General features: G+C 74.1%; 30 protein-coding genes. 5 read left to right on the top strand and 25 right to left on the bottom strand.

Annotated features, from left to right (window positions below; all coding sequences use genetic code 11):
* The 19 genes from ACIBTV_RS27560 to ACIBTV_RS27470 form a co-directional block, all read right to left on the bottom strand.
* Positions 1–843 carry a hypothetical protein gene (locus ACIBTV_RS27560; protein ID WP_396709480.1) on the bottom strand — a complete coding sequence of 281 codons (843 nt, stop codon included), beginning with the start codon at positions 841–843 and terminating at the stop codon, positions 1–3.
* On the bottom strand, positions 840–1,376 hold the full coding sequence (locus tag ACIBTV_RS27555) for a hypothetical protein (RefSeq protein WP_396709478.1): 537 nt from the start codon (positions 1,374–1,376) through the stop codon (positions 840–842). Before ACIBTV_RS27555 ends, ACIBTV_RS27560 begins: the two co-directional genes overlap by 4 nt.
* On the bottom strand, positions 1,373–2,128 hold the full coding sequence (locus tag ACIBTV_RS27550) for a hypothetical protein (RefSeq protein WP_396709476.1): 756 nt from the start codon (positions 2,126–2,128) through the stop codon (positions 1,373–1,375). Before ACIBTV_RS27550 ends, ACIBTV_RS27555 begins: the two co-directional genes overlap by 4 nt.
* Positions 2,125–2,559 carry a hypothetical protein gene (locus ACIBTV_RS27545; protein WP_396709474.1) on the bottom strand — a complete coding sequence of 145 codons (435 nt, stop codon included), beginning with the start codon at positions 2,557–2,559 and terminating at the stop codon, positions 2,125–2,127. Before ACIBTV_RS27545 ends, ACIBTV_RS27550 begins: the two co-directional genes overlap by 4 nt.
* A gap of 187 nt (positions 2,560–2,746) precedes the next feature.
* Positions 2,747–3,043 carry a hypothetical protein gene (locus ACIBTV_RS27540; RefSeq protein WP_396709472.1) on the bottom strand — a complete coding sequence of 99 codons (297 nt, stop codon included), beginning with the start codon at positions 3,041–3,043 and terminating at the stop codon, positions 2,747–2,749.
* 132 nt (positions 3,044–3,175) lie between these two features.
* Positions 3,176–4,981 carry a 5'-3' exonuclease H3TH domain-containing protein gene (locus tag ACIBTV_RS27535; protein WP_396709470.1) on the bottom strand — a complete coding sequence of 602 codons (1,806 nt, stop codon included), beginning with the start codon at positions 4,979–4,981 and terminating at the stop codon, positions 3,176–3,178.
* Positions 4,982–5,183: 202 nt separating this feature from the next.
* Positions 5,184–6,653, bottom strand: a complete 1,470-nt coding sequence (locus ACIBTV_RS27530) for a hypothetical protein (RefSeq protein WP_396709468.1) — start codon at positions 6,651–6,653, stop codon at positions 5,184–5,186.
* Positions 6,654–7,433: 780 nt separating this feature from the next.
* The gene (locus tag ACIBTV_RS27525) at positions 7,434–7,661 is read right to left on the bottom strand and encodes a hypothetical protein (protein ID WP_396709466.1); all 228 of its coding nucleotides are present in this window, start codon (positions 7,659–7,661) and stop codon (positions 7,434–7,436) included.
* The gene (locus ACIBTV_RS27520; RefSeq protein ID WP_396709464.1) at positions 7,658–7,855 is read right to left on the bottom strand and encodes a hypothetical protein; all 198 of its coding nucleotides are present in this window, start codon (positions 7,853–7,855) and stop codon (positions 7,658–7,660) included. The genes ACIBTV_RS27525 and ACIBTV_RS27520 overlap by 4 nt, the downstream gene beginning before the upstream one ends.
* Positions 7,852–8,910, bottom strand: coding sequence for a hypothetical protein (locus ACIBTV_RS27515; RefSeq protein WP_396709463.1), 1,059 nt, complete (start codon positions 8,908–8,910; stop codon positions 7,852–7,854). The genes ACIBTV_RS27520 and ACIBTV_RS27515 overlap by 4 nt, the downstream gene beginning before the upstream one ends.
* Positions 8,907–9,092, bottom strand: a complete 186-nt coding sequence (locus ACIBTV_RS27510; protein WP_396709461.1) for a hypothetical protein — start codon at positions 9,090–9,092, stop codon at positions 8,907–8,909. The genes ACIBTV_RS27515 and ACIBTV_RS27510 overlap by 4 nt, the downstream gene beginning before the upstream one ends.
* On the bottom strand, positions 9,089–10,435 hold the full coding sequence (locus ACIBTV_RS27505) for a hypothetical protein (protein WP_396709459.1): 1,347 nt from the start codon (positions 10,433–10,435) through the stop codon (positions 9,089–9,091). Before ACIBTV_RS27505 ends, ACIBTV_RS27510 begins: the two co-directional genes overlap by 4 nt.
* The gene (locus tag ACIBTV_RS27500) at positions 10,432–11,853 is read right to left on the bottom strand and encodes a recombinase RecT (RefSeq protein WP_396709458.1); all 1,422 of its coding nucleotides are present in this window, start codon (positions 11,851–11,853) and stop codon (positions 10,432–10,434) included. The genes ACIBTV_RS27505 and ACIBTV_RS27500 overlap by 4 nt, the downstream gene beginning before the upstream one ends.
* A 163-nt stretch (positions 11,854–12,016) precedes the next feature.
* On the bottom strand, positions 12,017–12,868 hold the full coding sequence (locus ACIBTV_RS27495) for a hypothetical protein (RefSeq protein WP_396709456.1): 852 nt from the start codon (positions 12,866–12,868) through the stop codon (positions 12,017–12,019).
* 194 nt (positions 12,869–13,062) lie between these two features.
* Entirely contained in the window at positions 13,063–13,539 is a 477-nt protein-coding gene (locus ACIBTV_RS27490; protein WP_396709455.1) for a hypothetical protein, read from the bottom strand.
* A complete protein-coding gene (locus ACIBTV_RS27485) occupies positions 13,536–13,736 on the bottom strand; it encodes a hypothetical protein (protein ID WP_396709453.1) in 201 nt (66 codons plus the stop codon). The genes ACIBTV_RS27490 and ACIBTV_RS27485 overlap by 4 nt, the downstream gene beginning before the upstream one ends.
* Positions 13,733–14,383 carry a hypothetical protein gene (locus ACIBTV_RS27480; RefSeq protein WP_396709451.1) on the bottom strand — a complete coding sequence of 217 codons (651 nt, stop codon included), beginning with the start codon at positions 14,381–14,383 and terminating at the stop codon, positions 13,733–13,735. The genes ACIBTV_RS27485 and ACIBTV_RS27480 overlap by 4 nt, the downstream gene beginning before the upstream one ends.
* Positions 14,384–14,402: 19 nt before the next feature.
* The gene (locus tag ACIBTV_RS27475) at positions 14,403–14,606 is read right to left on the bottom strand and encodes a hypothetical protein (RefSeq protein ID WP_396709450.1); all 204 of its coding nucleotides are present in this window, start codon (positions 14,604–14,606) and stop codon (positions 14,403–14,405) included.
* Between the two features lie 69 nt (positions 14,607–14,675).
* A complete protein-coding gene (locus tag ACIBTV_RS27470) occupies positions 14,676–14,954 on the bottom strand; it encodes a hypothetical protein (protein ID WP_396709448.1) in 279 nt (92 codons plus the stop codon).
* A 409-nt stretch (positions 14,955–15,363) separates the two neighbouring features.
* Between ACIBTV_RS27470 and ACIBTV_RS27465 the strand changes: the two genes are divergently transcribed.
* The 5 genes from ACIBTV_RS27465 to ACIBTV_RS27445 are packed head-to-tail and all read left to right on the top strand — an operon-like array spanning position 15,364 to position 17,856.
* Positions 15,364–15,945, top strand: a complete 582-nt coding sequence (locus ACIBTV_RS27465) for a hypothetical protein (RefSeq protein WP_396709447.1) — start codon at positions 15,364–15,366, stop codon at positions 15,943–15,945.
* Positions 15,946–15,955: 10 nt separating this feature from the next.
* Positions 15,956–16,348 carry a hypothetical protein gene (locus tag ACIBTV_RS27460; protein ID WP_396709445.1) on the top strand — a complete coding sequence of 131 codons (393 nt, stop codon included), beginning with the start codon at positions 15,956–15,958 and terminating at the stop codon, positions 16,346–16,348.
* A gap of 22 nt (positions 16,349–16,370) precedes the next feature.
* On the top strand, positions 16,371–16,802 hold the full coding sequence (locus ACIBTV_RS27455) for a hypothetical protein (protein WP_396709444.1): 432 nt from the start codon (positions 16,371–16,373) through the stop codon (positions 16,800–16,802).
* Complete coding sequence (locus ACIBTV_RS27450; RefSeq protein ID WP_396709442.1) at positions 16,799–17,035, top strand: hypothetical protein; 237 nt, start codon at positions 16,799–16,801, stop codon at positions 17,033–17,035. Before ACIBTV_RS27455 ends, ACIBTV_RS27450 begins: the two co-directional genes overlap by 4 nt.
* Complete coding sequence (locus ACIBTV_RS27445; RefSeq protein WP_396709440.1) at positions 17,032–17,856, top strand: hypothetical protein; 825 nt, start codon at positions 17,032–17,034, stop codon at positions 17,854–17,856. The genes ACIBTV_RS27450 and ACIBTV_RS27445 overlap by 4 nt, the downstream gene beginning before the upstream one ends.
* An 859-nt stretch (positions 17,857–18,715) precedes the next feature.
* Here the strand turns inward: ACIBTV_RS27445 and ACIBTV_RS27440 are convergent.
* The 6 genes from ACIBTV_RS27440 to ACIBTV_RS27415 are packed head-to-tail and all read right to left on the bottom strand — an operon-like array spanning position 18,716 to position 25,926.
* The gene (locus ACIBTV_RS27440) at positions 18,716–18,910 is read right to left on the bottom strand and encodes a hypothetical protein (protein WP_396709439.1); all 195 of its coding nucleotides are present in this window, start codon (positions 18,908–18,910) and stop codon (positions 18,716–18,718) included.
* 37 nt (positions 18,911–18,947) lie between these two features.
* Entirely contained in the window at positions 18,948–21,992 is a 3,045-nt protein-coding gene (locus ACIBTV_RS27435) for a N,N-dimethylformamidase beta subunit family domain-containing protein (RefSeq protein ID WP_396709437.1), read from the bottom strand.
* Complete coding sequence (locus tag ACIBTV_RS27430; RefSeq protein ID WP_396709436.1) at positions 21,993–22,799, bottom strand: hypothetical protein; 807 nt, start codon at positions 22,797–22,799, stop codon at positions 21,993–21,995.
* 12 nt (positions 22,800–22,811) lie between these two features.
* A complete protein-coding gene (locus ACIBTV_RS27425) occupies positions 22,812–23,771 on the bottom strand; it encodes a hypothetical protein (RefSeq protein ID WP_396709435.1) in 960 nt (319 codons plus the stop codon).
* A gap of 8 nt (positions 23,772–23,779) precedes the next feature.
* Positions 23,780–24,976: a hypothetical protein gene (locus ACIBTV_RS27420; RefSeq protein WP_396709434.1), complete on the bottom strand. Its 1,197-nt coding sequence runs from the start codon at positions 24,974–24,976 to the stop codon at positions 23,780–23,782.
* On the bottom strand, positions 24,976–25,926 hold the full coding sequence (locus ACIBTV_RS27415) for a phage distal tail protein (RefSeq protein WP_396709432.1): 951 nt from the start codon (positions 25,924–25,926) through the stop codon (positions 24,976–24,978). The genes ACIBTV_RS27420 and ACIBTV_RS27415 overlap by 1 nt, the downstream gene beginning before the upstream one ends.
* Between the last annotated feature and the right edge of the window lie 56 nt (positions 25,927–25,982).

Here is a 25,982-nt window from a genome sequence, read left to right as displayed (position 1 = left end):
TCAGCCCTCGCCCGGGCGCTGGCCGACGGTGGGGAGCTGCTCGGCCGTGGCACCGTCCGATGCCAGCGCGGCGAGGAAATCGTCGAGCATCGCGCCACCGCCGCTGTAGCCGTCGAACTCCTTGTCGTACCTCGCCCCGACCTCGCGGGCTCGGGTGAGCGCGGCCAGCTCCCCGGCGAACGCGGCGAGCACCGCGTCGGCGCACGCGTCGGGCACGTCGGTCTTGTTGTCGTTCGGGAACCAGCCCTCGTAGGGCTCGTAGTGCACGACGGCGCGGGCGGCGGCCCGCGCGGCGGCCCGCGCGGCGGCGTCGGTTGTCGGGGCCGGGCCGCCGGCCGACGCGGCCTGATCGCTGTCCGCGCTGTGTAGGTAGTCGACCGGCTTGCCGGTCCGCTCGGCGTAGGCGATCTCGTTGCGGGTGCTGGCGCCGATGTAGCCGCCCGGGTTGACCACGTACACCCGGTCCGCCATGTCGATCTTCCGTAGGTGCAGCGCGTCGAGGGCGGTCTTTTGCTCTTCGGTCGGCTGGATGCCGTCGGCGTGGCCGAACACGCCGGGGGCGAGCACCACGGCGCCGTCCAGGGTGAGTCGCCGGTTCGCCTCGTGGAACGCGTCGCGGAACCTGGTCGACCCGCAGAGCACCACGACCGGCGGGTGGTCCTCGCCGGCGGCCGCGCGGAGCACCCGCCGGGCCTTGGCGAGCCAGTCGGCGCGTTCCACGTCCAGCAGCCGCGGCCACATGTCGGCGGCGTGCGCGTCGGTGATCGCGTCCCGGTTCCGGTAGTTGTCGGCGTGCAGCTCCCGCGCGGCCCGCTCGACGGCGCTCAGGTCCTCGCCGGTCACGATGCGTCCTGTCCGGGCTCGGTGGTGGCCGGCTGGGCCGGCTGGGCCGGGGTGAGGTCCAGGTCGGGCAGCAGCCCGGCGCGGGTGAGGCCGGCGACCGCCGCGTCGGCGCACACCTCGGGGAGATGGATGTGGCTGTTGCTGTCGCGTGCGTACCAGCCCTCGTGCTCGACGTAGTACAGGGCGGCGTGGGCGGCCGCGCGGGCGGTGTCGCGGATGGCGGCGCCGGCGGCCGCGGCGTTGAGGCCGGCGGCCATCGCCTTGGCGCGCTCGTAGACGGCGGGGGCGGCGGCGTCCGGGTCGCCCTCCCCGTCCACGTAGACGTCCTCGGCGGTGAACGCGACGTCGGCGGGGCGGTAGGTGCCGGCCATGTGGCCCTCGGCGTCGGGCAGGGCGGATCCGCGGACGATGGTCACGTTGACCTCGTCGCTGGCGTCCAGGTCGGCGAGGTCGGCGAGGACCCAGCCCTCGTGGACGATCAGCGCCGTCCAGGTGCCGGCGGCGGTCTCGGTGGTGGTGGTGGTGTCGGTCATGGGGTTTCCTCTCCGGCCTGGGCGGCGATCGCGGTGCGGGTGTACCCGGGGCCCCCGTACGGGTGGCACCAGGGGAAGTGGAGGCGCTGGCACTTGGGGCAGCCGTCGCCGGCGGCGGCGCGCATCTCGGCGACGACGCTGGCGAGGTGGGGCAGCTCGACGTCGAGGTGCTCGGCGTGGAGCAGCACCGCGGCGTAGGCCTCCTCGAGGCTGCCGGGCTTGGGGGCGGCGTAGGCGTTGTCGCAGTCCCAGCAGACGGTCGTGCAGGCGACGCCGACGGGGGTGACGACCAGCGCGGTCGTCAGGTCGACGGTGGTGTCGCAGGCCGCGCAGCACGGGCTGATCGGGCAGCCGCCGGTGCTGTCGATCCGGCGGCCGAGGTCGAGCAGGTCGACGGGTTCGGCGTCGGGTCCGGGCAGGGTGAGGCCGAGGCGGGCGCGGATCTCCGCTTCCACGGTGACCGCGGCCGCCTGGAGCCGCTCGGCGGTCACGGGGCTGCCGCACTCACTCTCGCCGGGGGCGGCCTCACGGAGGCCGGCGTACAGCTCGATCAGTGCCAGCAGGTCCCGGGCATCGCCGGCCGAGTCGCGCCAGGCGCGGATCGTGCCGTCGACCACCCGGTAGTGCGGGGTGCCGGGGGCGTGGGGGCGGCGGGCGCAGGTCAGGCCGGCCGCGGCGTCGGTTGCGCCGCAGACGCGCTCGCCGAGCCCGGCGAGGTCGACGGCGTCGGGGATGGGCAGGTCCATCGTCATCGTGGGGACCTCCGGATGTTGTCGGCGTCGTCCAGCTCGGGCCGGTCGGCGTCGTCGATGAACCGCTCGGCGAGCAGGTCGGCGGGGCGGGCGTGGTACGCGCACTGGGGCAGACCGAGGTCGGGGCCGCACGCGTGGCCGTAGTCGCCGTCGGCGCCGCAGTAGTCAACGGCGCGGGGGCCGGCCTGGACGGCGAGGCGGCGCATGATGTCGGCGCGGACGTGGTTGAGGGCGCGGTGCACGGCCCAGTCGGTGTCGCTGGGGTCGTCGCTTTCCACGTCGATCGGGTCGACGCCGGCGATCGCGGCCAGGACGTACTCCAGGTCGGTGCCGTGCGTGTAGTGGGCGCCGGCGGGGGCGTGAACGTCTCCCTCGAGCGCGGCCGCCCCGGCGGCCGGCAGGGCGGGCAGGGCAGGGTTGGGGCGGGACATGGGGCTCCCTCGGGCGTGGTCGGGGCCTGACGTAGCAGCGCCGGCTACCGCCTTCCCTGGCAGGTAGCCGGCGCGCCTCTTGTTTTGTCGTGGGCTTCCACCCACACCCCGACGTTACCTGCATGTCCGGTATTGGGGCAACGTCTCGCGTCTTGATTTTTTCCCGTCGCGTCGCGGGGTGGTGGGGTCAGCCTGAGAGGCCTTCCCGGTAGGCGACCATGCCCACGTCGCCGCGCTCTTCGGCGGCGCGTAGCACGTACCCGATCACCTCGTCGGGCAGCAGCACCCGCTCCCGGTCGGCGGCCGCCCCGTCGCCGGGCAGCACGATCGTGTACGTGACGGTGGGGTACTCGTAGCCGCGGCGGTCCACATGCCCGGGCTGGTTCTCCGATTCGTACTTCCACCAGCCGAGTCGGTCGCCGAGCCGTAGCAGGGTGCGCCGCTTGCTCTGCGCGGTGCTGGTGGGGTCGACGGGCAGCTCCACGGCCGTGCTCCTTCGATGACGGTCAATGGTGCGCCCGGGTGGCGCCCGGGGCATCGTAGGCCGATCTTCGACAAGGGCGCTACGACACGGGGCGCGGTTCGCCGGGAAAGGCGATCCGCGCCCCGTGCCCGGTCACCGGCCGGGGCGGGGTGTGGACGGTGGGTGGTCGTCGCAGAACCGGCCGCCCGGGTAGAGGCGGGCCGGCGCACCGCAGCCGGGCACGTCGCACTTGTACGGGTAGACGACGCAGTAGTGCGCGCGGCGGCGGTTCGCCGGCGGCAGGTAGTACTCCCCGGCGGGGATGGGCCGCACCGCCCACACGCCGCCGACCTGGACGGCGAGCAGGTCCCCGCTGGGGTCGTCCCGGTCGACCAGGACCTCCCGGCCGGTGAGCGTGGGCCCGCCGGCGTCGAGCTGGGCCAGCGGCAGCAGCGCCGCGGCCGGCCGTCCGCAGTCGGGGCACGTCGGCGCCGGGGTGGCGCGCTCCAGCGGCGGCGCCGGCGGGTGGGTGCCGCCGGCGGGCGGGCCCGGGTCGGCGGGCGGCGGGCCGACGGTCAGGTGCCGACGCCGCGGCGCGGGCGCCGGCGGGCTGGGCGAGGGTGGTGGGGGGCAGAGGGCGGCGGTGACCCGGTCGACCAGCGACGGCAGGTGCAGGCCGCGCAGCACCGCGGCGGCCGTCGCCGCGTCCACCGACGGCCGGCACGCTTCCACGTCGACCGGCACGTCCCGGCGGATCGCCATCAGCCGGCGGTTACGGTCGAGCGCGGCCCGCGCGTCGTCGGTGGCGAGTTTCGCCGCGTACGCCTTCCCAATCGCCGCGGTGGTCTTCTCCGGGTCGGCGAGGGCGGCGTCCACGCTGCCGAGCGCGGCGAGCAGCTTCGCGGCGGTCTTCTCGCCGATGCCGTGCACGCCGGGCAGGTTGTCGGAGGTGTCCCCGCGTAGCGCCGCGTAGTCGAGGTACTGGGCGGGGGTGACCCCGTACCGGTCGGCCAGGTCGGCGGGGGTCATGTTGACGGCGTTGTCCAGGCCGTCGACCAGCCGCAGCACGCTGGTCGTGTCGGTGATCAGCGCGAACGCGTCGCGGTCGCTGGTGGCGATCACGCACCGCCAGCCGGAGGTCTCGGCCGCGGCGGCGGCGGAGCCGAGCACGTCGTCGGCCTCCAGGCCGTCGGGGACAACCACCTGCAGGGCCAGGGCGCGCAGGGCGACGATGATGGCGTCGCGCTGGGCGTACAGGTCGGGGTCCTTCTCCGACCGCTGCGCCTTGTAGTCGGGGTGCTGGTCACGGCGCGCCGAGCTGGTGCGGTCGTCGAACCCGACGACCAGGGCGTCAGGCTTGACCCGGTCGATGATGCCGGCGAGCAGCCGCAGGAACCCGTACACGGCGAAGACCGGCCGCCCGTCGGGGGCGGTCATCCCCGTGCGCTCGTAGGCGTGCCACGCCCGGTGGGTGAGGCTGTCCCCGTCGACAGCCAGCAACACCCCCGGCGCAGGCGCCGAGCTGGCCGGCGGGCCGGTGATGGTGGTCGGGGCGAGCGGGGCCAGGGTTGCCAGGGCAGTCTCCTCGAGCTGGGCCCGCCGCCGGCGGGCGCCGGCGTTGCGGCCGGCGTTGCGGAACTTCGCGGCGTCGGGGCAGGTGGCGTAGTGGCTGGTCCACCGGTGGGCGCCGGGCGGGGGCTCCTCGCCGGCGGCGAGGACCCGGATCCGCCAGTCACCGGCGGCGACCATGACGCGCACCAGGTTCCCGGCCGGGTCGGGCGCGAAATCGACCGGCATGCGCTTGCCGTCCACAGTGACCGCCCAGCGGATCGCGGCGGTGCACGTCTCACCGGTGCAGCCGGTCACGTCCCGCGGGACGCCGGGCGCTCTGGCGGCCTTGTCGCGGCGCCGCTGGTTGATCTCGTCCCACGGCACGTCTCGGCGGGTCTGCCCGGTCACCGCGGGGCCGCCCGTCCGGCGGCGCCCAGCGGGCCGACGCGGCCCGTACGTGGTGTGGCGCTGGTGTTGCCCTGGGTGGCCCGGTGGGGGCCGTACGGGGCCGTTGAGCGGCCCGCGGTGGTCGGGTCCATCGGTGTGCCTCTCGTCTCGGTTGGTGCTATCGCGCCGGCGTGGGTGTCCAGGCCACGCCGGCGCGGGTCGGCTACGTGGCGGCGCCCACGGGCTCGAGGGCCGGTTCGGTCGCCGGGTCGGCCGGCGGCAGGTCGACGGGCTCGGCCTGCCGGGGCACAGCGCGGGTCTTGCGGCCCTCGCGGATGCGGGGAGCGGCTTCCTTGGCGTGGGCGGCGGCGGCGCGGGCGGCGGCCTGGGCGGCGGCCCGCCGCTGGGAAGCCGTCCGGTCGTCCGGCTCCGCCTCGGCGGCGCCGTCTTCGGCGGCGATCCGGGCCTCGGCGGCGGCGATCCGTGCGTCGACCGGGCACTGGGCGCAGTTGTCGGCCGGGTGGCCGGGGTGCTTGCGGCACTTCGGCCGGTCGGGGTCGATGTAGCGGACCGCGCCCTCCGCCCACGGCGGTGTCTCGGCCGCCGAGGGGGCGGCGGCCCGAGCGGCCGCGGCGGCGTCCGCCTCACGCTCGCGGACCAGGAACGCCACGACGTGTGGAAGCCGGCCGGCGGACCGGGTCGCCTTGTCGTCGGTGACGTAGTCCAGGGCGGCGATCACGTCGGCAGGGTTGTCGCCGGCGTCCAGACATACCCGCACGGCCCGGCGCACCCGGTAGACCTCCCACCCCGACTGGCCGGTGCGAGCGGTTACCACCCGGTCGACGGCGGCGTTGAGGTCTGCCTTGGTCTTCTCATCGAAGGGAAAATCTCCCCCCCGCGTTGCGGCCTCGCCCGGTTCGGGCGCCGCCGCGGCGTCCGCGGCGCCGTCCGCGCGGGGGATGGGCTGCTCATCATTGGGAAGATCAAGGGACAGGTCATGGGTACTTTCCGTGGTGTACCCCGGTACATCGGGTGGTGTACCCCGGGGGTGCATTGCGTGGTGTACCCCGGGGGGTGCATCGGGCAATGCACCCTCACCGGCGAGCGCCGCGACCATCGCCGCGACGGCGCCGTCGCCGGTCTCGCCGGCGGTGTCGTCCTGGTCCTCGGCGGCGTCGGCGTCCTCGGCCGCACCGTCGGCCGTGCCGGCACGGCGGCGGCGGACCGCCGCGGCGTTGTTCCGGTTGGCTTTGCGGCGGGCCTTGCGCTTGCGCTCCTGGTCGGCGATCCGCTCGGCCATCAGCTTGGTCAGCTTCTCCAGCAGGGCCGGCGGACACACTTCGACCAGCATGTAGTCGTTGGAGGTGTCCGACCCGTCGGCGCGGGTCTGCCGGGCCCGCGTCAGCAGCCCGAGCCGGGCGAACTTGCGGACGGCGTTGGCGGCGCTGCCGCGCTCACCCCACGCACGGTCGGCGAGGGCCTGGTGGTTGGGGAACGTGCTGTCGCCGTTCCACGAGGCGAACGACCACAGCGCCGTGTACACGGCCCACTCCCCGTCGGTCAGGAACGGGCGGGCCCACATGGGGGCGGTCGTGCGGGGGCCGGTCTGCGTACGCAGACGGCCGGTGATCTCATCGCCGGCCGGTGGCCGCAACGCGCCCCGGTCGTCGGCGGAGGTGCCGGGTGGTGCCATGTTCTGCGCCTATCTGCCTACCGGGGGACCAGGCGACACGCCAGGGGGCAGCGTTAGATCGCGGTGCGGGCCGGAACCGCGTCCGCTATGCTGTCTCCTGCCGCGCGCAACCCGGTGTGGCTGGTTAGAGGGAAAACGGTCGAGCGCTGCAAACTCTCAGTCCGGGCGGGTACTCCGAATAACCCCCGTCACCTCCTCTCCCTGCACCTAGTTGAGCGTCCTGAACGGCCCGCTTCGGCGGGCCGTTCGTCTTGTGTGCAGAGACTAGGACAGCGGCGCCGGAGGGTGGGCGAAAGCAACGGCGCGGCGTGTCCCCGCGTCGCACTCTCGGTGACCTCGGCATCCGTGTCTGTCCTTCCTGGCCTCGTCCTTGATCGATGACCTTACGCGACGCAAAAAAACGGCGCAACGCCCCGTCGCGTCATTGCGCGGCGGGGTCGGCGGGCACGCAGCGGCCGCGGCCCCATCATCCGGTGCTCCTGGGCGGCCTGGGCGTGCGCGGCGCCGGCGGTGTGTGCCGGGCCTTCCGACGGGCCGCCGCGTTCCGTCGGTAGAACGCCGCCCGGTCGGCGTCGCTCCACCCCTTCGGCTCCCGCTTCGGCGGCTCCCCGAACGGGCAGGGGCCCGGCTCCGGCCCCTCCCCGTGGATGGCGTACCGGTGCGCCGCCCACCCCCACGCCCCGCCCTGGACCCACAGCTCCGGGACGCAGTCCCCGCACGTCCGCGTCCACGGCTCCTCCGGCCCGCTGGCGGCGGCCGCCGGCCGGGCGCGGCGGGCGGTCACCGGGGGCCGCCCGTCACGGACTGCGCGACGATCAGCGGCGGCGATGAGTACGCCCGGCCGGAGCACCGCGGGCACCGGTCACCGGCGCCGGAGTGGTGCCAGCCGACGCCGCCGGCCGCGCGCCGCGCGGCCGCCTCGTCGCCGGCGCCGAACACCCGGATCTGCTCCGCGCAGACGCCTTCCGAGAGCTGCCGGTCGCAGGACAGCACGATGTGGACGCTCACCGGTCGCCGTCCTTCGGACGGTCGGGGCTGGTGGTGATGCCCTGCCGCTTGGCCAGGCGACGCTGCGCGCGGCTGCCGTTCGGGTCGGGGGAGACCCGCCGCGGGTCGTTGTCCAGGTTCGCGCCCGGCGGGGTCATACCGCTGGGCGCGAACCTGACCTTGCGGCTCTGCCGGCCGTACGGGATCCGGCTCATGCGGGCGCACCCGAGCGGCAGCCGTACGGAGAGCAGCCGTCCGGGTCGCCGCTCTCCGCCAGCTCGGCCTCGGCCAGGGCGTCGAAGATGTCCGGCGACCGGTCGGCCCACTCCTTGCGGGTGACTCGGTCGATCGGGGCGACGGCCAGCGGTAGCCGGGACCGGTGGAGGAACGCTTCCCCGTCGAGCGGCAGCCCTCGAGCGCCGCCCTTTCGGATCGCCTCATCGAAGGCGACGGCGTCGGCCCACTCGTCGGGGTGGTTGTCACGTAGGTCGCGCCACTGGGCGTTGCCGTGGAACGGGCAGCCGATGCACGCGCTTTTCGCGGTGTCGCCCCAGCCGCGGGCGGTGAGCCACCGCTGGCAGTCCTTGCGGCTCATCCCCAGGTCGAGCAGGGGGTACCGCTTGCGGATGTAGGAGACGCCGTCCTTGTCGGAGACTCGGCCGATTTCGTCGGTGGAGAAGCCGATCCACTGCTCGGCGATCTGCCCCTTCGGCACGTAGCGGAAGTCCGGGGCGGCCGCGCCGAGTAGCTCGCGGACCTTTCGGCCGATCGGGGCCAGCTTGTACTCGGACGTGCACTGGCGGCGGCCCATCCCGAGTGACCTGGTGGTGCCGATGCAGGTGGGGCAGACAGCGACGTCCGGCTTGGTCGGCGCCGACGGCGACGACCACATGGGCTCCTCGCCCGGCAACAACTCGTGTGGATCCTCGGGTATCGCCGGCAGGGTGATCTGGCCGGTCCCGGCGCATCGGTCGCAGCTCCCGGTGGGGCCGAGGACGAAGTACGGCACGGAGGCGTAGCGGTGGGCGGGGTCGAGGCTGTCATGGCGGAGGTTGCCGCTGCGGACGCGGTACAGCGGGATGCCGGCCGCCTCGAGGACCTTCTCCAGGCGGGCGAGGTGTTCGTACACCTTGCGGGGCTCCCAGCCGGTGTCGGCGAAGATCGCGCCGTCGAGACCGGGGAGGGTTCCGTCGGCGGCCATGAGGGCGAGGACGGTGGATTGCACGCCGGCGCCCAGGCTCAGCAGCCGCAGGGTCGGTTCGGTGGTCATGACGCGTCCTCTCCGGGGTGGGCGGCGGGCTTCGGCTTGCGGAGCCCACGGAACGGGCGGACGACCTCGGTGCCGTCCGCCCGGCGGATCCACACGTTGCGGGGCCCACCGCCGGGCCCCCACCCGCAGACCACGGTCACGGGCTTTCCCCGCTCCAGGTAGGTGCGGCCGGTGATGCTCACGACCGGCCGCCGGCGTCGAGCTGGGCGGCGACGGCCGCGGCGGCGGCGTCGGCGGCGGGCAACGCCTTCGGCTTCGGCCGCCGGCGGTCGGCGGCCCGGGTCGCGGCGCGGGGCTTCGTCACGCCGGTGCTCTTGCTGCGCTTCTTCGGCACGTCGCCGACCTGGTCGAGCGGCGGGCGTACGTCGTCGGGCAGTTCGTACAGGTCCCGGATGGTCTCGTACGCCTCCTTGTAGCCGTACGACGTGGACCACTTGTCGACGATCTCGACACCACCGTCGGGGGCGTCCTTGTCGTACTGGCCGGGGGTGATGCCCTGCAGCAGCGCCTTGGCGCGTGCCTCGCGCTTCTCCAGCTCGAGGCGGGCCTTGGACAGCGTCAGGACTTCCCGGCCCGCCCACGCGATCGACGGGTCGTCGGGCGTCTCACCGAGCGCGATCAGCGACTCGGGGGACCGCTTCAACTCGGCCGCCCGGGCGGTCTGCCAGCAGTGATCCATGGCCGGGCACCACTGGCAGCGCCAGTCACGCGGCCCATACCCGTCGCGGGGCGGCACCACCCCGGCCTCGACCATCGTGGCGGCCTCGATCAGGTCGTCGAGCGCGGCCAGGCCGGCCGCCGGGTCGTAGTCCTCGCGGAAGTGTTCCTCGGCGCCGGTGTCCCGGTTGACCTGGATCAGCTCCAGCTCCCGCACCGGGTAGCCGGCGAAGTCCAGCGCGTACGCGTTGATCCGGAGCTGCGCCCACTGGTCGGCGGTCGGCCCGTCGTCGCCGACGATGGCCCACTTGGCCTCCCCGGCCGATTTCAGGTCACCGACCCGGCCGAGGACCGGGTCGTACTCGTCGACCAGGCAGTCACGGTCCAGGCCGGGCACCGCGACGCGCAGCTCGTAGCGGCGCCACGGGTACCGCACCGCGCGGACCTCCGCGTTGGCCTTGTGCAGGATCGTGCCGAGCGCCGCCCGTCGGGAGTCGATCGTCCGGGGGACGTAGTCCGCCGGCGGCCGGTCCCGGTACCACAGGGCGCGGCGGCACTTTCCGGCGTCGCTCGCGCTCGGCCCCTTCTTCCCCGACGGGACGTGCTCGGCGTCCAGATGCTCAACCAGGTCGGCCATCACCTCACGGCCGTCGGCCGCGGCAGCCGCGAGGGCGAGCGCGTACGCCGGCGGCGTCTCGTGCGGGTGGTCGGCGTCGTGCACCAGCGGCGGCTCCCCGCACCGCCCGCACGGGATCAGGTCGGGGTCGACCGGGCCCGCGTCGAGCAGCGCCGCGGCGGCCATCATGTCGGGGGTGATGCCCTCCGGCAGCGGGAACGCTGGCGCCGGGTCGATCGTCGGGGCGCTCACGCCGACACCCCGACGGTCTCGCGGTCGGCGTCGGCGGCGATGGCCTGCTCCTCGACGCACCCGTCGCACAGGTCGCCGCTGGACAGGTAGGTCACCTCGTCGCCGCACTCCCGGCAGCGACGCTTGCCGCCGTCGCCGCCCTGGTCGGCCTGGTCGCCCGGGTCGTCGGCCCACGGCTCGGCGGTGCCGAACAGCTCCTCGAGCGTGCCGACCAGCGGGGCGGCGGCGTACCGGACGGCCAGGTCGTTGCGGCCGGTCTCCCGCAGCCTCCCGACCACGTACTCCCGGTACCGGTGCACGTGCCCGGTCATCGTCGGCACCGTGGCGGTCTCGAATGCCTGCCCGCCGCGGGCCTCGGACCAGCGGCGGGTCATCCACGCCCGGTCCTTGCCGAGCAGCCGGGCCTGCGCGTCCAGCTCGGCCAGCAGCAGCGCCCGCACCTCCGCCTCCGCCCGCCCACGGCCGGCGTCGGCCGGGTCGCCGGTGGTGCTGGTGACGGTGATGGTCTCCCGGACGGTCGCGCCGACATCCGCGCCGTCGACCGTCTGCCCGAGGTGGCCGACGCTGGCGGCCTGGGCCGCGGCGTACGCGGCGCGCCGCTGCTCGGCGACCTCGCCGCCGGTCCAGTCGCGGATGCCCTCGGCGGCCTTCTCCAGCTCGGCGGGCTCGTAGTAGCCGACGAACTTGTGGGGGAACTGCTGCCGCAGCGCCGCGGACTTGCCGCACTTGCCGAGCATCACCGTCGGCTTGCCGCCCTTGCTGGCCGGCTGCCACATCGGGGTGGGGACCTTCCCGTTGCCGGTGGGCACCCGCCGCCACTCACTCGGCCCGGTCTGGACCCGGGTCTTCTCCTCCTCGAGGGGCGCGTATTCGTCGTACAGCGCGACGACGGTGGAGGGCTCGTGGTTCGCCCGGTACGTGGTGGCCTTGGCCGCGAACGGCGCGGCGTCCTTGAACGGCCACACCTCGCGCCACTTGTCCTCGCCCTCACCCTGGTAGAGCACCTGGGCGACGCCGCGGAACTGGCCGGTCTCCTCCGCGATGCGCAGGAACCCGGCGATGCCGATGTGCCGGACGTACTCGCCGGCGTAGCGCATCAGGTACGCCTCCCCGGACCACGGGTCCAGGCCGCGGCGGTGGCAGTCAGCCAGGAACGCCATCACGTACGCGGGGGAGTAGTCGGCCTTGATCCGCGCCGGGGCGAGGATGACCACCTGTTCCTTGGTCAGCTTCTCCGCGTCGGGGTCGAACTCCAGGAACCCGCCCTCGAACGGCGTCGGGATGATGATCTTCTTTTCGGCCACGTCGAACCGGGGCCGCGGCATGATCGCCTGCGCGAGAGTCGGCGCCCCGCCGCCGGCGTCGGCGCGCTCACTGGTGGTGGGGTTGGCGGCAGGGTTGATACGCTCTTGGCTCAACGTCGGGTCCTTTTCTCTTGTTCCGTGGCTAACGGGCGGGGGAAACAGGCTCTTCGTCTCGGAGGCGTCCGGGGTGCAACCCGGCGCCCACACGACCGGCTCCAGCTACCGACGCAGTACGGGACCGTCCAATCCCAGTCGGCGGCACGGGGCCGGTCGTCGTCTATCCGGACTGCTCCCCGGCCGCCGCCGCGGCGGTGAGGTAGCCGGCGAGCTGCCGGCGGGTGAGCTTCGTCTCCGCGGCCAGGGCGTCACGTGCCCGGCTGTCCGCGCCGCGCTCGCTGTAGCCGGCGGCGCGCTGCTCGGCGACCAGCTCGGCGAGCCGGGCGCGCAGCGCGGGCACGTCGACCTCCACCGCCGTGGTCTGGCCCGACTTCGCGGCGTGCTGCTCCCGACCGGCGTTGATCCGCCGGGCGAGCTGCGTGCGGGACAGGTTGTGCCGGCGGGACAGCTCGGCGCGGGCCTGCCGGTCGTTCAGCGGGTCACGCTTGCGGGTGGTCAGCTCCAGGTACTCCCGGTACACGGCGAGGCCGGTGTCACGCACCGGCGCGGTCTCCCACCGGCGGCGGGGGGCGGTGTCCCGGGCGCCCGGGGTGCGGCCGGTCGGCTTGTGGGGGATGGCGACGCCCTCGCGGGTCATGACCCCGATCTGGATCAGGACCTCGCGGGCCTTGCCGCCCTTCCACCACGGCGAGATACCGCCGGTGCGGCCCTCCGGCGCGATGAACGTCTTGTCGTCGGGCGCCTTGCTGGGCTCCCGCTCCACCGCGTACGCGTTCATCACCCACTTACGCAGCCGGGTGATAGAGCGGCCGGTCTCGGCGGAGAGCCGCGGGTAATCCCACTGCTCCTCGTCCTGGGTGATCGCCTCGTAGAGGGCGTCGCCGGTCAGGTGCGAGACATCGACGCGCTCGCCCCCGATGGTGATCGTGCGCGGGGGCTGCTCGACGCGGATTTCCGGGCGGCCGACGCGCGCCGAGTCGGCGGGTGGCTTCGCGGTCGCTGACGCGGCCATGGGTGGTCTCCTCCGTGGGTAGTCGGTAGGGCGTCGTACCGCCCCACCCTACCGATCTCCCCCGGAATGGCGCAACGCGTCGCGTTGGCTTTTTTCCCGTCGCGTTACACCCGTTGTGGCTGGTCGACCGCGCACAGCAGCGGGCCCCACCGGTAAAGATTTACCGGTGGGGCCCGTCGCGTTCCGCCGCGCCGTCAGCCGTCCAGGTACCGGCGGCGGCTCGCCAACCACAACTCGATCGCGTGCGCCCGCTCGTCAGCCCGCATCGCGTGGAGCCGGGTGCCACTGGCATACACCGCCAGCACCGCCCCGCCCTCGTCGATCGGGTACTCCTCGGACGCCCACCGCAGGAACCCGGCGAGCAGCTCCCGCTCCCGGCTCTCCTGACGCTGCTGCTCGGCGACGTACCGGTTCACCGCGGCGACCTCGCTACGGCCGGAGCTGAGACAGTCCGGGCAGTCGACCAGCTCGGCCACCGACCGCACGTGCCGGCCCTCGCCGGCGCCGTCGAGCCCCGCGTAGTCGGCCGAGCAGGCCGTCGCCCACCCGCCGCCGAGCAGGAACACCAGGTGCACGTACCGGGCGCCCGGCCCGGAGTCCACCCGCCCGGCGCCCCGCGGCAGTTCGGCGGCCTCAGCCGTGGCGACCATCGCCCTCACCGTGTCCGTCATCCCAGCACCTCCAACAGCGGTCCGAACACCTCGTCGAGAACCTCCGGCGGGATCGGCGGGCCCTCACCGCCGTCGCAGTGCCACACCTCGGTCAGGGACTCCTCGTCCCTGCACCACCGGCGCCCCTCGGCGTCGATGACCTCGACCACACCCGGCCCGGGTGGCCCGTCCAGCGGCGCGACCTCGGGCGCGGTCACTGGTCACCGTCCACGGGCTCGACCCGCCACGACTGGCCGGGCCGCTGCCCGCCGCCGCGGAACGTCACCAGCACGAGCGCCGCTTCACCGCGGGTGTCGTACGTGTCGATGGTCGTCTCACCCTGCCCGGCCAGCTCGGCCTCCCGGCCCTGGCTGCGCAGGTAGAACGCCCACGCCGCGTCGGTCGCGGTGGCCGCGTCGGCGTACCAGCTCGCCGCGTACGCGTCCGCGTCGTCGATGACCAGCACCATCCGGTGCGGCCGCTGCTCGGTCGCGTGCATCAGCGCCGCGACCTGGTCCCGGCCCGCCCACGCCCAGTCCGGCCGGCAGCCGGCGCCGATCACCGCGGTGGCGCCCAGGTCGAGCAGCTCCCGCCACGGCCGGATGTCCTGCCGCAGCAGCGCCGCGACCGCCTCGGCGTAGCCGTCCGCCCGGGTGAGCAGCAGCGCGGCGATCCGCGCGACGGCCCGCTTCGGCCGCACCGCCGGCGACCAGTGACCGTACGCGTCGCGCGTCCAGCTCTTCCCGGTCGCCCCGTTGGTCAGGGTCAGCGTCCGCCCGGTCGGGTCGTTCAGCGTCCACGTCACGTCGCCGAGGGCGCGGGCCCGCGCGATCTGCTCGGCCCGGGCCTGAATGTCCGTCGTCATAGCGTCCACCACCCCCCGGTCAGCCACGCCGCCGCGACCGGCGGACCAGCCACCAGGCGACCAGCACCACGGCGAGCAGTCCCACCACACCGCCGGCGGCGCCACCGTCGCGCGTCGCCGGCTCGGTCTCGGCCTGCCCGTCCTGCCGGGTAACCGCGCCGGCGCCGATACCGCAGAGCAGCACCAGCAGCACCCCGGCCGCGGCTATCACCGTCTTCCGCATCTCTTTGCTCCTCGTCTCGGATCGGCCGGTGGCCGGGTCGTCCATGCCCGACCACCGGTAGCTATCGAATTAGCGGCCGCCCTCGGCCCGGGCGATCCGCGCCAGCCGGGTCAGCTTGAGCGCCCACGTCCGGCCGTCGTCGGCGTGCAGCACCAGCACCATCACGCCGGGCTCCCCGAACACCGAGGCGACCGCTACCGCCCGGCCGTGCAGCTCGGTGCGCTGCTCGGCGGTCTGCCCCCACTGGACGGTCACGTCCACGCGTGCGCCGAGGAACGCGGACACCACCTCGGGCCGGTCGACCGCGCGTAGCCGCGCCACGTTCACCCCGGTCGGTGTGCCGGCCATGGTCACTCCCCCCGGCAGCCGCAGCGGCCGCAGCAGAGGTCGAGCCCCGCCGGGCACGGGCGGTGCATATCGGCCAGGCCGGGGCCGGCGCCACCCCATCGGGCGGGCCGGACCGGGCCGCCGGGCAGCAGCGGTTCCGGGCGGGTGGGCTCACCGGACGTGCAGCCCCGGTGCTCGCACGTGGGCGGCTCGTCGGGCTGATCGGTTCCGGTCAGGACGGGCGCGGCCGGTACGGCCACGGGCCCGGGTCTGGCGATGGTTTGTGCGGCCATCGTGCGTCGTGTCTCCTGTCTCGCGTCTCGGCTGGTCAGGCGCGTCCAAACACCCGCCAGCGCCGCCAACCTTACCGGGCGCGAGGAAACCACGCCACAACCCGTGGCGTCATATTTCCCCGTCGTGTAGTGTCGCGGTGAGTAGCACGCCGGCGGGACTGGACACCCCACCGGCCGCCCACCGAGACGGGAGCACCACGTTGGCCACCAAACCCACCACCGACGGCATCCGCCCCACCGTGTACGCGGCCATGCGCGCGGCGATCACCACCAACGGCGGCTTCATCTACCGCGGCGGCGACCACCAGACCGGCCCCCAGGCCAGCCGCGGCACCCTCATCCACCTGGAGAAGTGGGGCTGGGCCCGACTGGTCCGCGTCACCGTCACCATCCGCGGGCAGCGCCGCCGCGAGATCGCCGGCGGCTGGCTCCTCCCGATGGGCCGCACCGTCCTCCGCGACGAGATCCTCCGCCGCGGCGACGACATGCCCGCCCGCCTCGCCCGCCCGGCCCGCCGGCCCGCCCCGCGTCCGGTCACGCCGGCGCCGGCGCCGCGCCGCCCGGCCACCACCGCCCGCCCCCTGCTCGGCGCCGCCGCGTGCGCCAGCCGGCCGGCCACCCCGGCGCCCGCCCGGCCCCGCCGTTCCCTCACCGCGCAGATCGACGCGTTCGCCCTCATCGGCACCGGCGCCCCCGCCGAGATCGATATCTCCTTCTAGGGGTGCCGACATGGAGACCGGGATCGGGGCAGCGTGGGCGCACGGCACGCTGCCCCCCTGGATGGAACAGCCGCCGTGGTTCGACGAATCCGCCGCGGCCGACGCCGCCGACCTGCTCGCCGAGCAGCTCGGCGGTCAGGTAGCCGCCACGCTCGCCGACCAGGCCGCCGCACGGTTCACCGCCGACCTGCTCGCCGAGCGGTTCGGCCCGCCCGACACGCTCGCCCGCGAGCGCCGCCAGGTGCCGCGGCCGCTGGTGCTCGCCGAGCTGGCCACCCGCCGCCGTACCCCCGCCGCCGGCGACGTGCCGGAGACGGAGTACGCGCGCCGCCGCGCCGTCCTCGAGGCGGCTCTCGCACCCACCGACGACCCGCCCGCCGTCGACTACGGCCGGGCCGCATGACCCCCGAGACGGAAGGACCCCGATGACCGACACCGACACCCCGGCCCCCGCCGCCGAGCCCATCCCCACCGAGCCGCAGGCGCTGTATCACTTCCTGCGGAAGCTGCCGCCCGGCGCGCAGGCGCAGACCGCCGACCTGCTCGGCGTCCAGCTCGGCGGCACCCCCGAGGCGATCGAGCGCGCGTGCGACCTGGTCGACCGGGAGCTTCGGGTGATCGCCCACGAGGACGAGATCGTCGAGCGCCGCGGCGAGTTCGCCGACGCGCTCGCCGCCGGCGTCCAGGCCGTCATCGACGCCCGGCACACCCTCGCCCGGCTGATCGAGCTGTACGACGTGGAGTACGCCGAGGGCGGCCAGGACGTCCTGGACCTCACCGCGTTCCTCGACGACGCCGCCCGCATGTTCCGCGCCGCCGTCAAGCTCAACCCGTGCCCGCCGGGCGCCGCCCAGTGAACGGCGCCGAGGCGGCCCCGCCGACGCCGCGCAGCGACGAACCCGGCCCCGACGTCGTCATCGTCTACGACCGCGACGGGGAGCCCTGGTTCCGCCACCGCGGCGGCTGGATCTACATCGACACCAAGACGGCCGAAATCCGCCCCTGGGAAGCGCTGAACGGCAGGTGGGGGCCGATCACCACCACCGCCGGCACCACCCCGCCCGAGACGAAGGGAACCGACCGAGGATGAGCAGCCGCATGCTGGGCGCCGTGCCCGCCGCGCCACCGGCCGAGCCGGTGTTCGACCACACCCTCACGATCACCGCCGCCGACGCCATGGCCGTCACACACCCCGACACCTGCCGCGGCCGCCACCACCTGTGCCCCGCCGGCGCGCTCCTCGACGCCGTCGCCGCGGCCGCGCTGCCGCCGGGCCGGTACGCCGTCCGCGTCAACGACCTCGGCGACCGGCTCCTCATCGGCGACCGCCTCCAGGGCGACGCCCTCAACGTCGGCCACGCCGACGCCATGACCCTGCTCTACGCCGCCGTCATCGGCGACCGCGGCGAGATGGGCGCCCTGGTGCGCAAGCTGCTGCTCATGCACGTGTCGATGCCCGGCACCGGCCGGCCCTGGCCCGACTGCTCGTACTGCCACGGCACCGGGCAGGCGCCCGTCGACCCGGGCGACGCGCCCCGCCACTGCCACTGCCTGTGCGACGTGTGCACCTGCGGCGAGCCCCTCTGCGCCGGCCCGTGTGAGACCCTCGCCGTCATGCTCGACGTGCTGGTGCTCCGCGGTATGCCCGCCGAGGCGGTCGACGTGCCCCGCACCCTCGCCCAGCTCCAGGTCGCCGGCGTTCGACGCATCGTCACCAACCACACCGGACGGGCCGGCGTCATCGTCGACCCGGTCGACGGTCACCCCGGATCCGCGCAGGTCACAGTGTGTGACAACGTTGCAGCGAGACGGATCGAAGCGGCGCTCCACGCCGAGGGCTACCGGGTTGAGGGGCGACCGGTCCCCGGCCCCGTCGTCGCCGTCCGTCTCACCGCGACGCCCCGGGCCTGACCTGTAGAAACAAAACGGCGGGGCGCCCCGCGCGGTGACCGTCCACCCCTACCCAAGGGCGAGACGGTCACCACGCGAGGCGCCCCGCCGGTGCATACTCATCTGTAATCAACCCGACCCGCCATTCAAGCCGGGCGGGCGGTATTCTCCCCCCGGACGGGCCGGAGAACATCGACGAACGCACCGCCACCACCATCCGACCCGTTACGCATTGCGGCGGCATGGACAACGAACGCGGCACGGCCACGGCTGGGATGGGCAGCCAAGGCCTATGGGGGCCGCGCCCGTTATCCCTGCTGACCGAGTTACCCGCAGAACTGCCGGTGTGCGGGGACGACGCGGTCCGACCCGCGCCATCCCCGCACCCGTGGCGGCCCCGGGCCTCACGGCCCGGCCGCCGGGCAGCGAGTCGGTGGGGGGCTTGGGTCTGTGCTTGCCGCGCGCTCTCCAAGCCCCCCGCCGTTCTCGCCGCCGTCCCCCCCTATGGAGATAGATCGCAGACAGCCCCGCCATTGCAACATGAAACTTCCACGGCCGTCCCGTAGGCGGGACCGGTGGCGGGGCCGTCTGCGCGCGTCCAGGTGACGTTTCTGGTGGCCCGGGCGCTTGTTGCGGCTCAAGCATCCGGGAGAGTCGACCGGAATCGTACAGCCGTGCGGATCTTCCGGCGGGGGTCTTCCGGGCCGCAGAATTTGCCCATTCAATCACCCAACGCGGGCAATATCTACCGGCGAGTTGCCGCTAAGATCACCCGCGCTCGGCGACCCGCCCAACGTTACCGCTGGTCGATATCCGGGCCACCGCGGGCCGCCCACCCCCACGCGCTCGCCGTTGCCAGCGACCGCCCAGGGCCCGCGCTTCACGGTCGATCCGCCGCCGTCTCTGGCGTCGCCAGGCACCACGACGGGTCGGCCGGGTCCGGGGCCACCGCGGCCGGCTGCCCGTCGACCAGGACACGGAACCGGACCGGCCCGTCCAGCTCGCCGGCGGCCCGCCGGTCAAGCTGGACGGCCACAACCCGCTCCGGCTCCGCCGCACCGATGATCAGCGGCACGCCCTCACCCCTCCCACCAGCACATCCCACCAGCCCGTCACGTGTAGGTGACGATCGGTGCGACGTGGAAAAAGTTCGCCGACTCGTCGTCCGGCGGCGCGTCGTTGACCTCGGTCCCGTACCGGTACTCCGCGAGGGGCACCCCGCCGCTGGCCGAGTACAGGCGCTCCGAGCTGGACCGCAGCGGCAACGTCAGCCCGGTGACCGCGCTGTACCCGTAGCGGGTGGTGTGCACGGCCGCCATGTACGTCACCCCGGCCACGATCGGGATCGGGGTGTCCCACTCGACGTCGAAGTAGCGGCCCCGCAGGGCCGGCTCGGTGTACGTCTGCAACCCGATCCGCGTGTTGGTGTCGTCGTTGTACGCCACGATCCGCGGCGACCCCGCCGGAGCGGTGGGCGTGACCCACACCCGCATCCCCGTCCACGACCCGTCCGCCGTGGAGGCGAACCGGGTGCCGAGGGTCAACCAGGTGCCCTCGTTGTGGTCGGTGCTGCCCGCCGGCGTGGCCATCGTCCAGGACTCGACCGACCCCGACCCGCCGTCGTCGAACCACTCCACCGGCGTCGGCAGGGTCAGCCCCGGCATTAGGGTCACGGCCTCGGCGCCCATGTCCGCCAGCATGTTGATCGTTGCCTGCTGGAGGACCGGCGACGTGTTGTCGCCGCCCTGCTGGTAGGTGTTGGCGTTGTCCAGGCCGAGCGCCCAGTTGACGGTCCCGGCGCCGAACGCGATCGCCCCGTCCCCGCCGGGGTGGATGACGAGCCGGTGGTTGGCCCAGCCGGCGGCCTCGTACTCGTCGCCGGGCCCGGTCAGCAGCAGACCGGACGGGATGTCGTACGTGGCGCTGGACGCGTAGACCGCGTCGGGGTGCGGGTCCGCCAGGTACGCCGCTCCCGGGCTGTTGGTGCCGTCCGGGCCCCACGTGTCCCACTCGAACCCGAGGATCTGGCCCGGGCTGGTCCACACCTGCCCGGCGGTGAGCGAGGCGACCGCCGTGTGTCGCCACAGCGGCGACGCCGAGAACCCGCCGTCGTAGGGCACGACCAGGGACCGCAAATCCGGCCCGTTGACCACGAAGATCGTCCCCGTGAGCGTGTTCTCCGGCTGGTCGCCGCCCTTGCCGGCGCCGTCCGGGTCGCGCCACGTGCCCGTCCACTCCGGCCGGGCGAGGCTGCCCCGCGACCCGATGGTGCTCTTGTAGCACTCCCACGTGCGCGGCCGCCCGCCGGCGTCGGCGTCGCTGCCGACCAGCCGCCAGAAAACCTCGTTACCGGCCGAGGAGAACACGTGGACGCCGGCCGCCTTGGCTGCCTCCCAGCCGGAGCGCATGTTGTCGCTCCAATACTCGTTGTGGCCGACGAACATGGCCGCCCCGACGTTGCCGAGCAGCTCCCCGTCCGGGTCTCCGGCCGCGTCGAGGCACGCGTAATACTTGACGTCGATGCCGTTGCGCTCCACGAACCGCAGCATCGGGAACTCGGCGGTGAAGAAGTTGCTCCACTCCACCGCCCCGTAGGAGCGGCCCGGGTCGCACGCTCCCCGGTTGACGACCGGCCGGTTGTAGCTGACGTAGCGCGCGCAGTCCTCGTGGTACTGGTTGACCGCCACCCCGTAGTAGAGGCTGTTGCCGCCGTACAGGTTGGCGCCGAGCCCACCGAACGCGTTGTACGCCTGCCACGTGGAGTCGGCGGGCATCATCATCAGCGCCGCGGCCCGGTCGTCGTCGCGCACCACAAACATGACGTGCGACGCCCCGCCGCCGGTGCGGTTGAGGCGCAGAACGTACACCCCGGACGGCGTCCACGCCGGCGGCGTCCACGTCAGGGTCGTCGACCAGGCCGCGCAGTCCACCGACGGCAGCGTCGTGTCCGGGTCCACGTCCGCCGGCGCCGGCTGGGCCTGGCTCGCGGCGAGCTGCGGACCGGACGGGGTGAGGGTGGCGTACCAGCGGGCGCCGGTGCCGCCGTACCAGCCGAGCCGGTACAGCTCCGCCGACCAGCCGACCCCGTCCGACTGGCCGATCTTGAAGTTCGCGGTCTCGTCCCTGTTGATGCTGAACCCGTCGCAGAACCCTTGGAGGGAGGCGATGCCGCCCAGCTCCCCGACGGGCAGGTCCCACGTCGACCGGGCGGTGCCCGGCAGGGCGTTCTCCGCCGCCACGATGGTGGAGGCGTAGCCGACCCGCATGTCCAGCCACCCGGTGCGGCCCGCCGACGTGGTGACGGTGGCGCGGACCACCGCGACGCCGGCGCCGGCCGGCGCGGTGTACGTCGGCGCCGCCACCGTGGTGCTGGACAGCGACCCGCCGCCGGAGCGCACCGACCAGGAGTAGGAGGCGAGCGTCTCCCCGCCGGCCAGGTCCGTCGCGGCGATACCGGCGAGGGACACCGCCTGGCCGGAGAGCACCGGCCGGTCCGGGTTGACCAGCGCCAGGTCCCCGCCACCGCCGACGACGACGGCCTCGTGCAGCACGTCAACGTAGTAGCCGGTGGCGTTGTACGACTGGTCGGGGTAGGCGTCGCCGCGCACGTACCGGCCGTTGCCGAGGATGCGGGGCTCGTCGTTGGACCGCGGCCCGGTCAGCGGCCCGTTGGTGATCCCCACCGAGGCGAACAGCTCCCCGCGGAACGGGTACGCGACCGTGCCGGCCGCGCCGGCCAGGTACACCGCGGCGACCAGCGACGCGCCGACCTCGACCGGGTAAGGGGCGAACGTCACGACGTTCCACGCCCCGGCGGTGGGGCTGCTGAACGGCACCCGCCGGAGCTGGGCGCCGGTCAGGTTGTCGTACAGCACGTACGTGGCGGTCATGCCGGCCGGGATGGTGGTGGGGAACAGCCACCGCCCGCCGGTGATCTGCCCCGGCGTGTTGACGTTGATGACCGTGCCGAGGGTGAGCGCGCTGTTCGGCTCCGACCACGACGGGTTGGCCGGGGTTTGGTCGGTGAACAGGGACACCGTCTCGGTGGGTGTCTCGTCGTCGGGCCCGTAGCCGACCGCCATCCCACCGACCCACGCCTTACCGGCCGCGTCTGCGAGCGCCCACGCGCCGCCCTGCCGGACCTTTGCGACTGCCACCTACGCGCCTCCGCTCGTGTCGATCCACACCGACCCGTCGGGCACGGTGAGCCCCAGGCTCGCCGGGTCGACCGGACCCGCGAACAGCCGGGCGTCGCTGGCCACGACGTACGTGGTGCCGGTCCACCGGTAGCCGGCGACCCGGTTGAGGTGGTCGTGCGCCGTCGCCGCCTTCGCGTTGAGCGCGTCCGTCAGCCCGGACACCTGCTCGATGCTGTGCCCGTGCGAGGACGGCGGGAACGTGGCCGGCTTGCCCGTGACCGCCTCCCACGCCACCGACCCGCCGCCACCACCACCGGCGGCGACCGCGCTGTCCACGTACGCCTTGGTGGCCGCGTGCGCCGCCGCGGTCGGCGTGGGCACGGACAGCGGCCCGGTCATGGTGTCGCCGGCCTTGGACACCGCGTACGCCTCCGACGCGGCCCGGGAACCATCGGCGAGCACCAGCGCCCCGGTCATGGTGTCGCCGGCGCGGTCGACCGCGTCGACCTGGCCGATCAGCAGCGCCCGCGGCCCGTCGCCCGCGCTGGCCCACATCTTCCGCACGTTGTCGGGGCCCTGCACCGGCGGGATCTGCCCCAGCCCGAACCCGTCGGTGCCGTTGGACGCGGTGACCGCGGTGACCGCGGAGCCGGCCTCGTTGCGCAGGTCGGTGTAGCGGGTGCCGCCCGTGCGGGCATTCCAGAACGTGACGGTGACGCCGCCGACGATGACGGCCTCAGCGGCGACGACACCCGGGAGGGTCACCCCGTCGCCGGTGGTCATCCCCCAGTCGGAGATGCCGGCGCCGAACCAATAGCGAGCCACAGAGGGGTCCTCCTAAGACCAGATGGCGGGGTAGGCGATGGGCTGGCAGAGGATGAAGTTCGACGTCGACAAACCGCCGTAGAGGTACGCCTGAACCAGCCCGTTGTCCGAGCGGATCGACAGGCGGCCCTGCGTGCCGCTGGCGGAGACCCCGGACTCGATGGCGAACGGCGGCCGGAACGCGGGCGGGAGGGTGCCCAGGTCGACGTACGTGTTCGCGGGCACGTTCCCGCCGGTGCGCTGCGGCGAGAGCTGGAGGTACACCCACCCGTTGCGGCGGCGCAGGTTGTTGAGCGCCGCCGACCAGCCGAGCGCCGCGCCAGCCGTGTTGACCAGCGGCAGCGCCAGGTTGCCGGAGTCGTCGCCGACGACGATCAGGTCCGAGCCGGTGGAGAGGATCTCCCGGCCGGTGTCCGTCTCGAACCAGCGCCGGCCCGGCTCGTGCGGCGGTCGGGTGCTGCTGGTGCAGATGATCTGCCCGTCCTTGCCGACGTACCAGGCGCGCGGGACACACTGGGCGGCGTCGGTGACCGCGTCGTTGTACGGGATCGTCACCTCGGCCAGCGGCAGGTCCCACACCCCGGTGGAGGTGTCCTCCCCGTACGTGGGGGAGGGGGTGACGGGGTTACTCGCCGCCGGCGCTCCCTTGATCACGACCGGTGTGGCGTTCCACGGGTTGCGGGACTGGCGCAGCACCACCAGGTCCTTGCGGGTGGTACCCGGCGTGGTGTTCGGGTCCACCGGCAGCGACCGCTCGGTGTCGCCGGACTCCCACCGCAGACCACGGATCAGCGCCGCCCGGTTCGCGCGGATCTTCACCCCGAGCAGCGACGAATCGGCGTACACCAGCGCCGGCAGCGACGGCGACCCGATCAGCCCGTCGGCCGCCTGCGGCGACGTCAGGTCTTCGTACTCCCGAGGGGTGACGACCCGGGCGTTGTGCGCGACGGTCGGGTAGGCGTAGTCAGCCACGGCCCCTCCTAAGTGGTGGTCGGGATTTCGACGAAAGCGCCCCGCCGGGACAGGGCGCGCAGGATGTCGCGCTGGAGCGCCGCCGCGGGGTTGAGCATCTGGGCGGAGCCGACGCCGATGACCGGGCTGACGGTTTCGCCGTCGGTGGGGGTCGCGTCGAACTGGACCGCGGAGACGATGTCCGGCACGTCCGGCAGCCCCGCGTACGCCTCGACGGCGACCAGGTCGCCCAGCTCGTAGTCGCCGTACTGCTGGCCGGGGATGTCGGCGGCCACCACGGCGAGGCGTTGCACCTCCGCGCCGCCGGCCAGGTCCTCGTCGACCGCGGCCTCCAGCGCGGTCAGGTTCTCGGCGCCGGCGGCGTCCACGAACGTTTCCAGCCGCCACCAGTCACCCGGGTCGCCGCGCTCGACGATGATCCGGGACGCGTCGGCGCCCTTCCCGCCGCCGATACCGACCGTGGCTTTCGGGGCCTCCGGCTCGTGTTTGACGCCGAGCAGGTTCCCCGCCGACCGGGAGAACCAGATCCGGTCGGTGCGGTCGGTCGGCGCGTACACCCCGAACTCGATGTTGGTGCCGACCTGCTGGGTGCGGAAACCGACCCGGCCGCCGGCGAGCGCGACGATGCCGCGCAGGTCGTCGGTGACCGGCTGGAAACGCGTCGACCAGGTCACCGACCCGGTCAGCCCCGCGGACGGGCCGAGGACCAGCCGGGGGATCCGCCGCGGTGTGAGCGCGCCCGGTCCGGCGTTGGCGTTGACCAGCGCCCGCATCAGCACCTCCGGGGTGCCGGTCTGCTCCCACCGGGCGACGTCCTGGTCGGACGCAGCGGCCGCCGGGTTGGGGTAGGACAGGCGGCCGGCGATGAGCGCCAGGTCCTCGGCGAACCGGACGGTCAGGTCCCCGTACCCGTCGAAGCCGTGCCGCTCGGCGGTCCAGTCCAGCCAGCCGCCGTACTCGATCGGCCCGGCGATGAGGATCCGCCCGTTGCGCTCGATGACCGCCCGCGCCCGCGGGGTGCGGACCGCGGCCACCAGCTCCGGCGACGCCGGCGCGGTGAACTCCCCGGTGCCGACCTCGTTGAACCGCAGCGTCACCGAGATCGACGTCCAGTCGTCGACCTGGTCGGAGATCGGCGTGAGCTGGTCGTTGGTGATCCAGATGGTGTACTCCGCCGGCATCGGCGCCGGCCCCCACTTGCCCATTAGGCGGTCTCCCACCGCGGGTAGAAGGACAGGGTCAGCCGGGTGGCCGGGCCGCCGCCGGTGACGGCGAAGTCGAGGTCGTTGGCGCCGGGGTCGAGCCGCCACAGCACCGACCCGGGCCGCACCAGCGCCCCCATGACCGGCTCGCCGTCCTGGTCGGTGACCCGGCCGGGGCGGGTGGTGATGTCCAGGTACTCGCCGGGCCCGAGGTCATGCGCGATGGTGAACGCCTGGCCGCGGGTGTTGTTCGTGGCGACGAGTTGGGTGGCGGGGCCTTCCAGTCGCCACGTCGGCCACGCCTCGACCTGCCCGGGGTTGGTGACCGTCACCGCGTCGCCCAGCACGTCACCGGACGAGATCATCGGGTACGGGGCGAAGTAGTCGTCCACGTCGCCGGAGGACCACGGGATCTTGATCGGTTCGGGGGCGCGCCAGTGCCCGTCCGGGACCAGCAGCGACAACTCAGGGGTGTCGTCGAGCCACCCGCCGCCGGGCTCGCCTTCCATGCCGCCCTGGTAGTGGCAGAGGACCTCGCGGGCCGACCCGTCCGGGCGGGTCAGCCGGAACAGGCCGGGGCCCTTGCGTTTCGTCTTGGCCAGCGCGTCACCGATGGCCCGCCACCGGGCGAGGAACCCGAGGTGGGTGCGGTCCCGGATCCGAACTGGCCACACCAGCGTCCGCGGGAGGTCCCGCACGCCGGCGACGACCACACCGCCACGCGGGTCCGGCCGGGTGATCAGCTCGACGGGGGTGATGCCGTAGCCGGTGACCGCGTTGAGGGTGAAGAACTCCTGCCCGGGCGGATTCATCGCCCACTCGACGCCGTCGGGGTCGATGAACGTGGGCACGTACTCGCCGGGGTTGATCGGCGTCGGCCGCACCACCGGCGGCCGCGGCGGCGCCGGCGGCGGCGGGGGAGTGGTGACGAGAGCGCCCACCAACAGCGGCATCAGCCACCACCACCTCACGTGCCGGCCCGCCCAGGGCGGGGTCCTGGTCGGATCGC

Source organism: Micromonospora sp. NPDC049366 (genome assembly GCF_044466625.1).
Classification (GTDB): domain Bacteria; phylum Actinomycetota; class Actinomycetes; order Mycobacteriales; family Micromonosporaceae; genus Micromonospora.
This window is presented reverse-complemented; position numbering and strand designations above follow the sequence as displayed.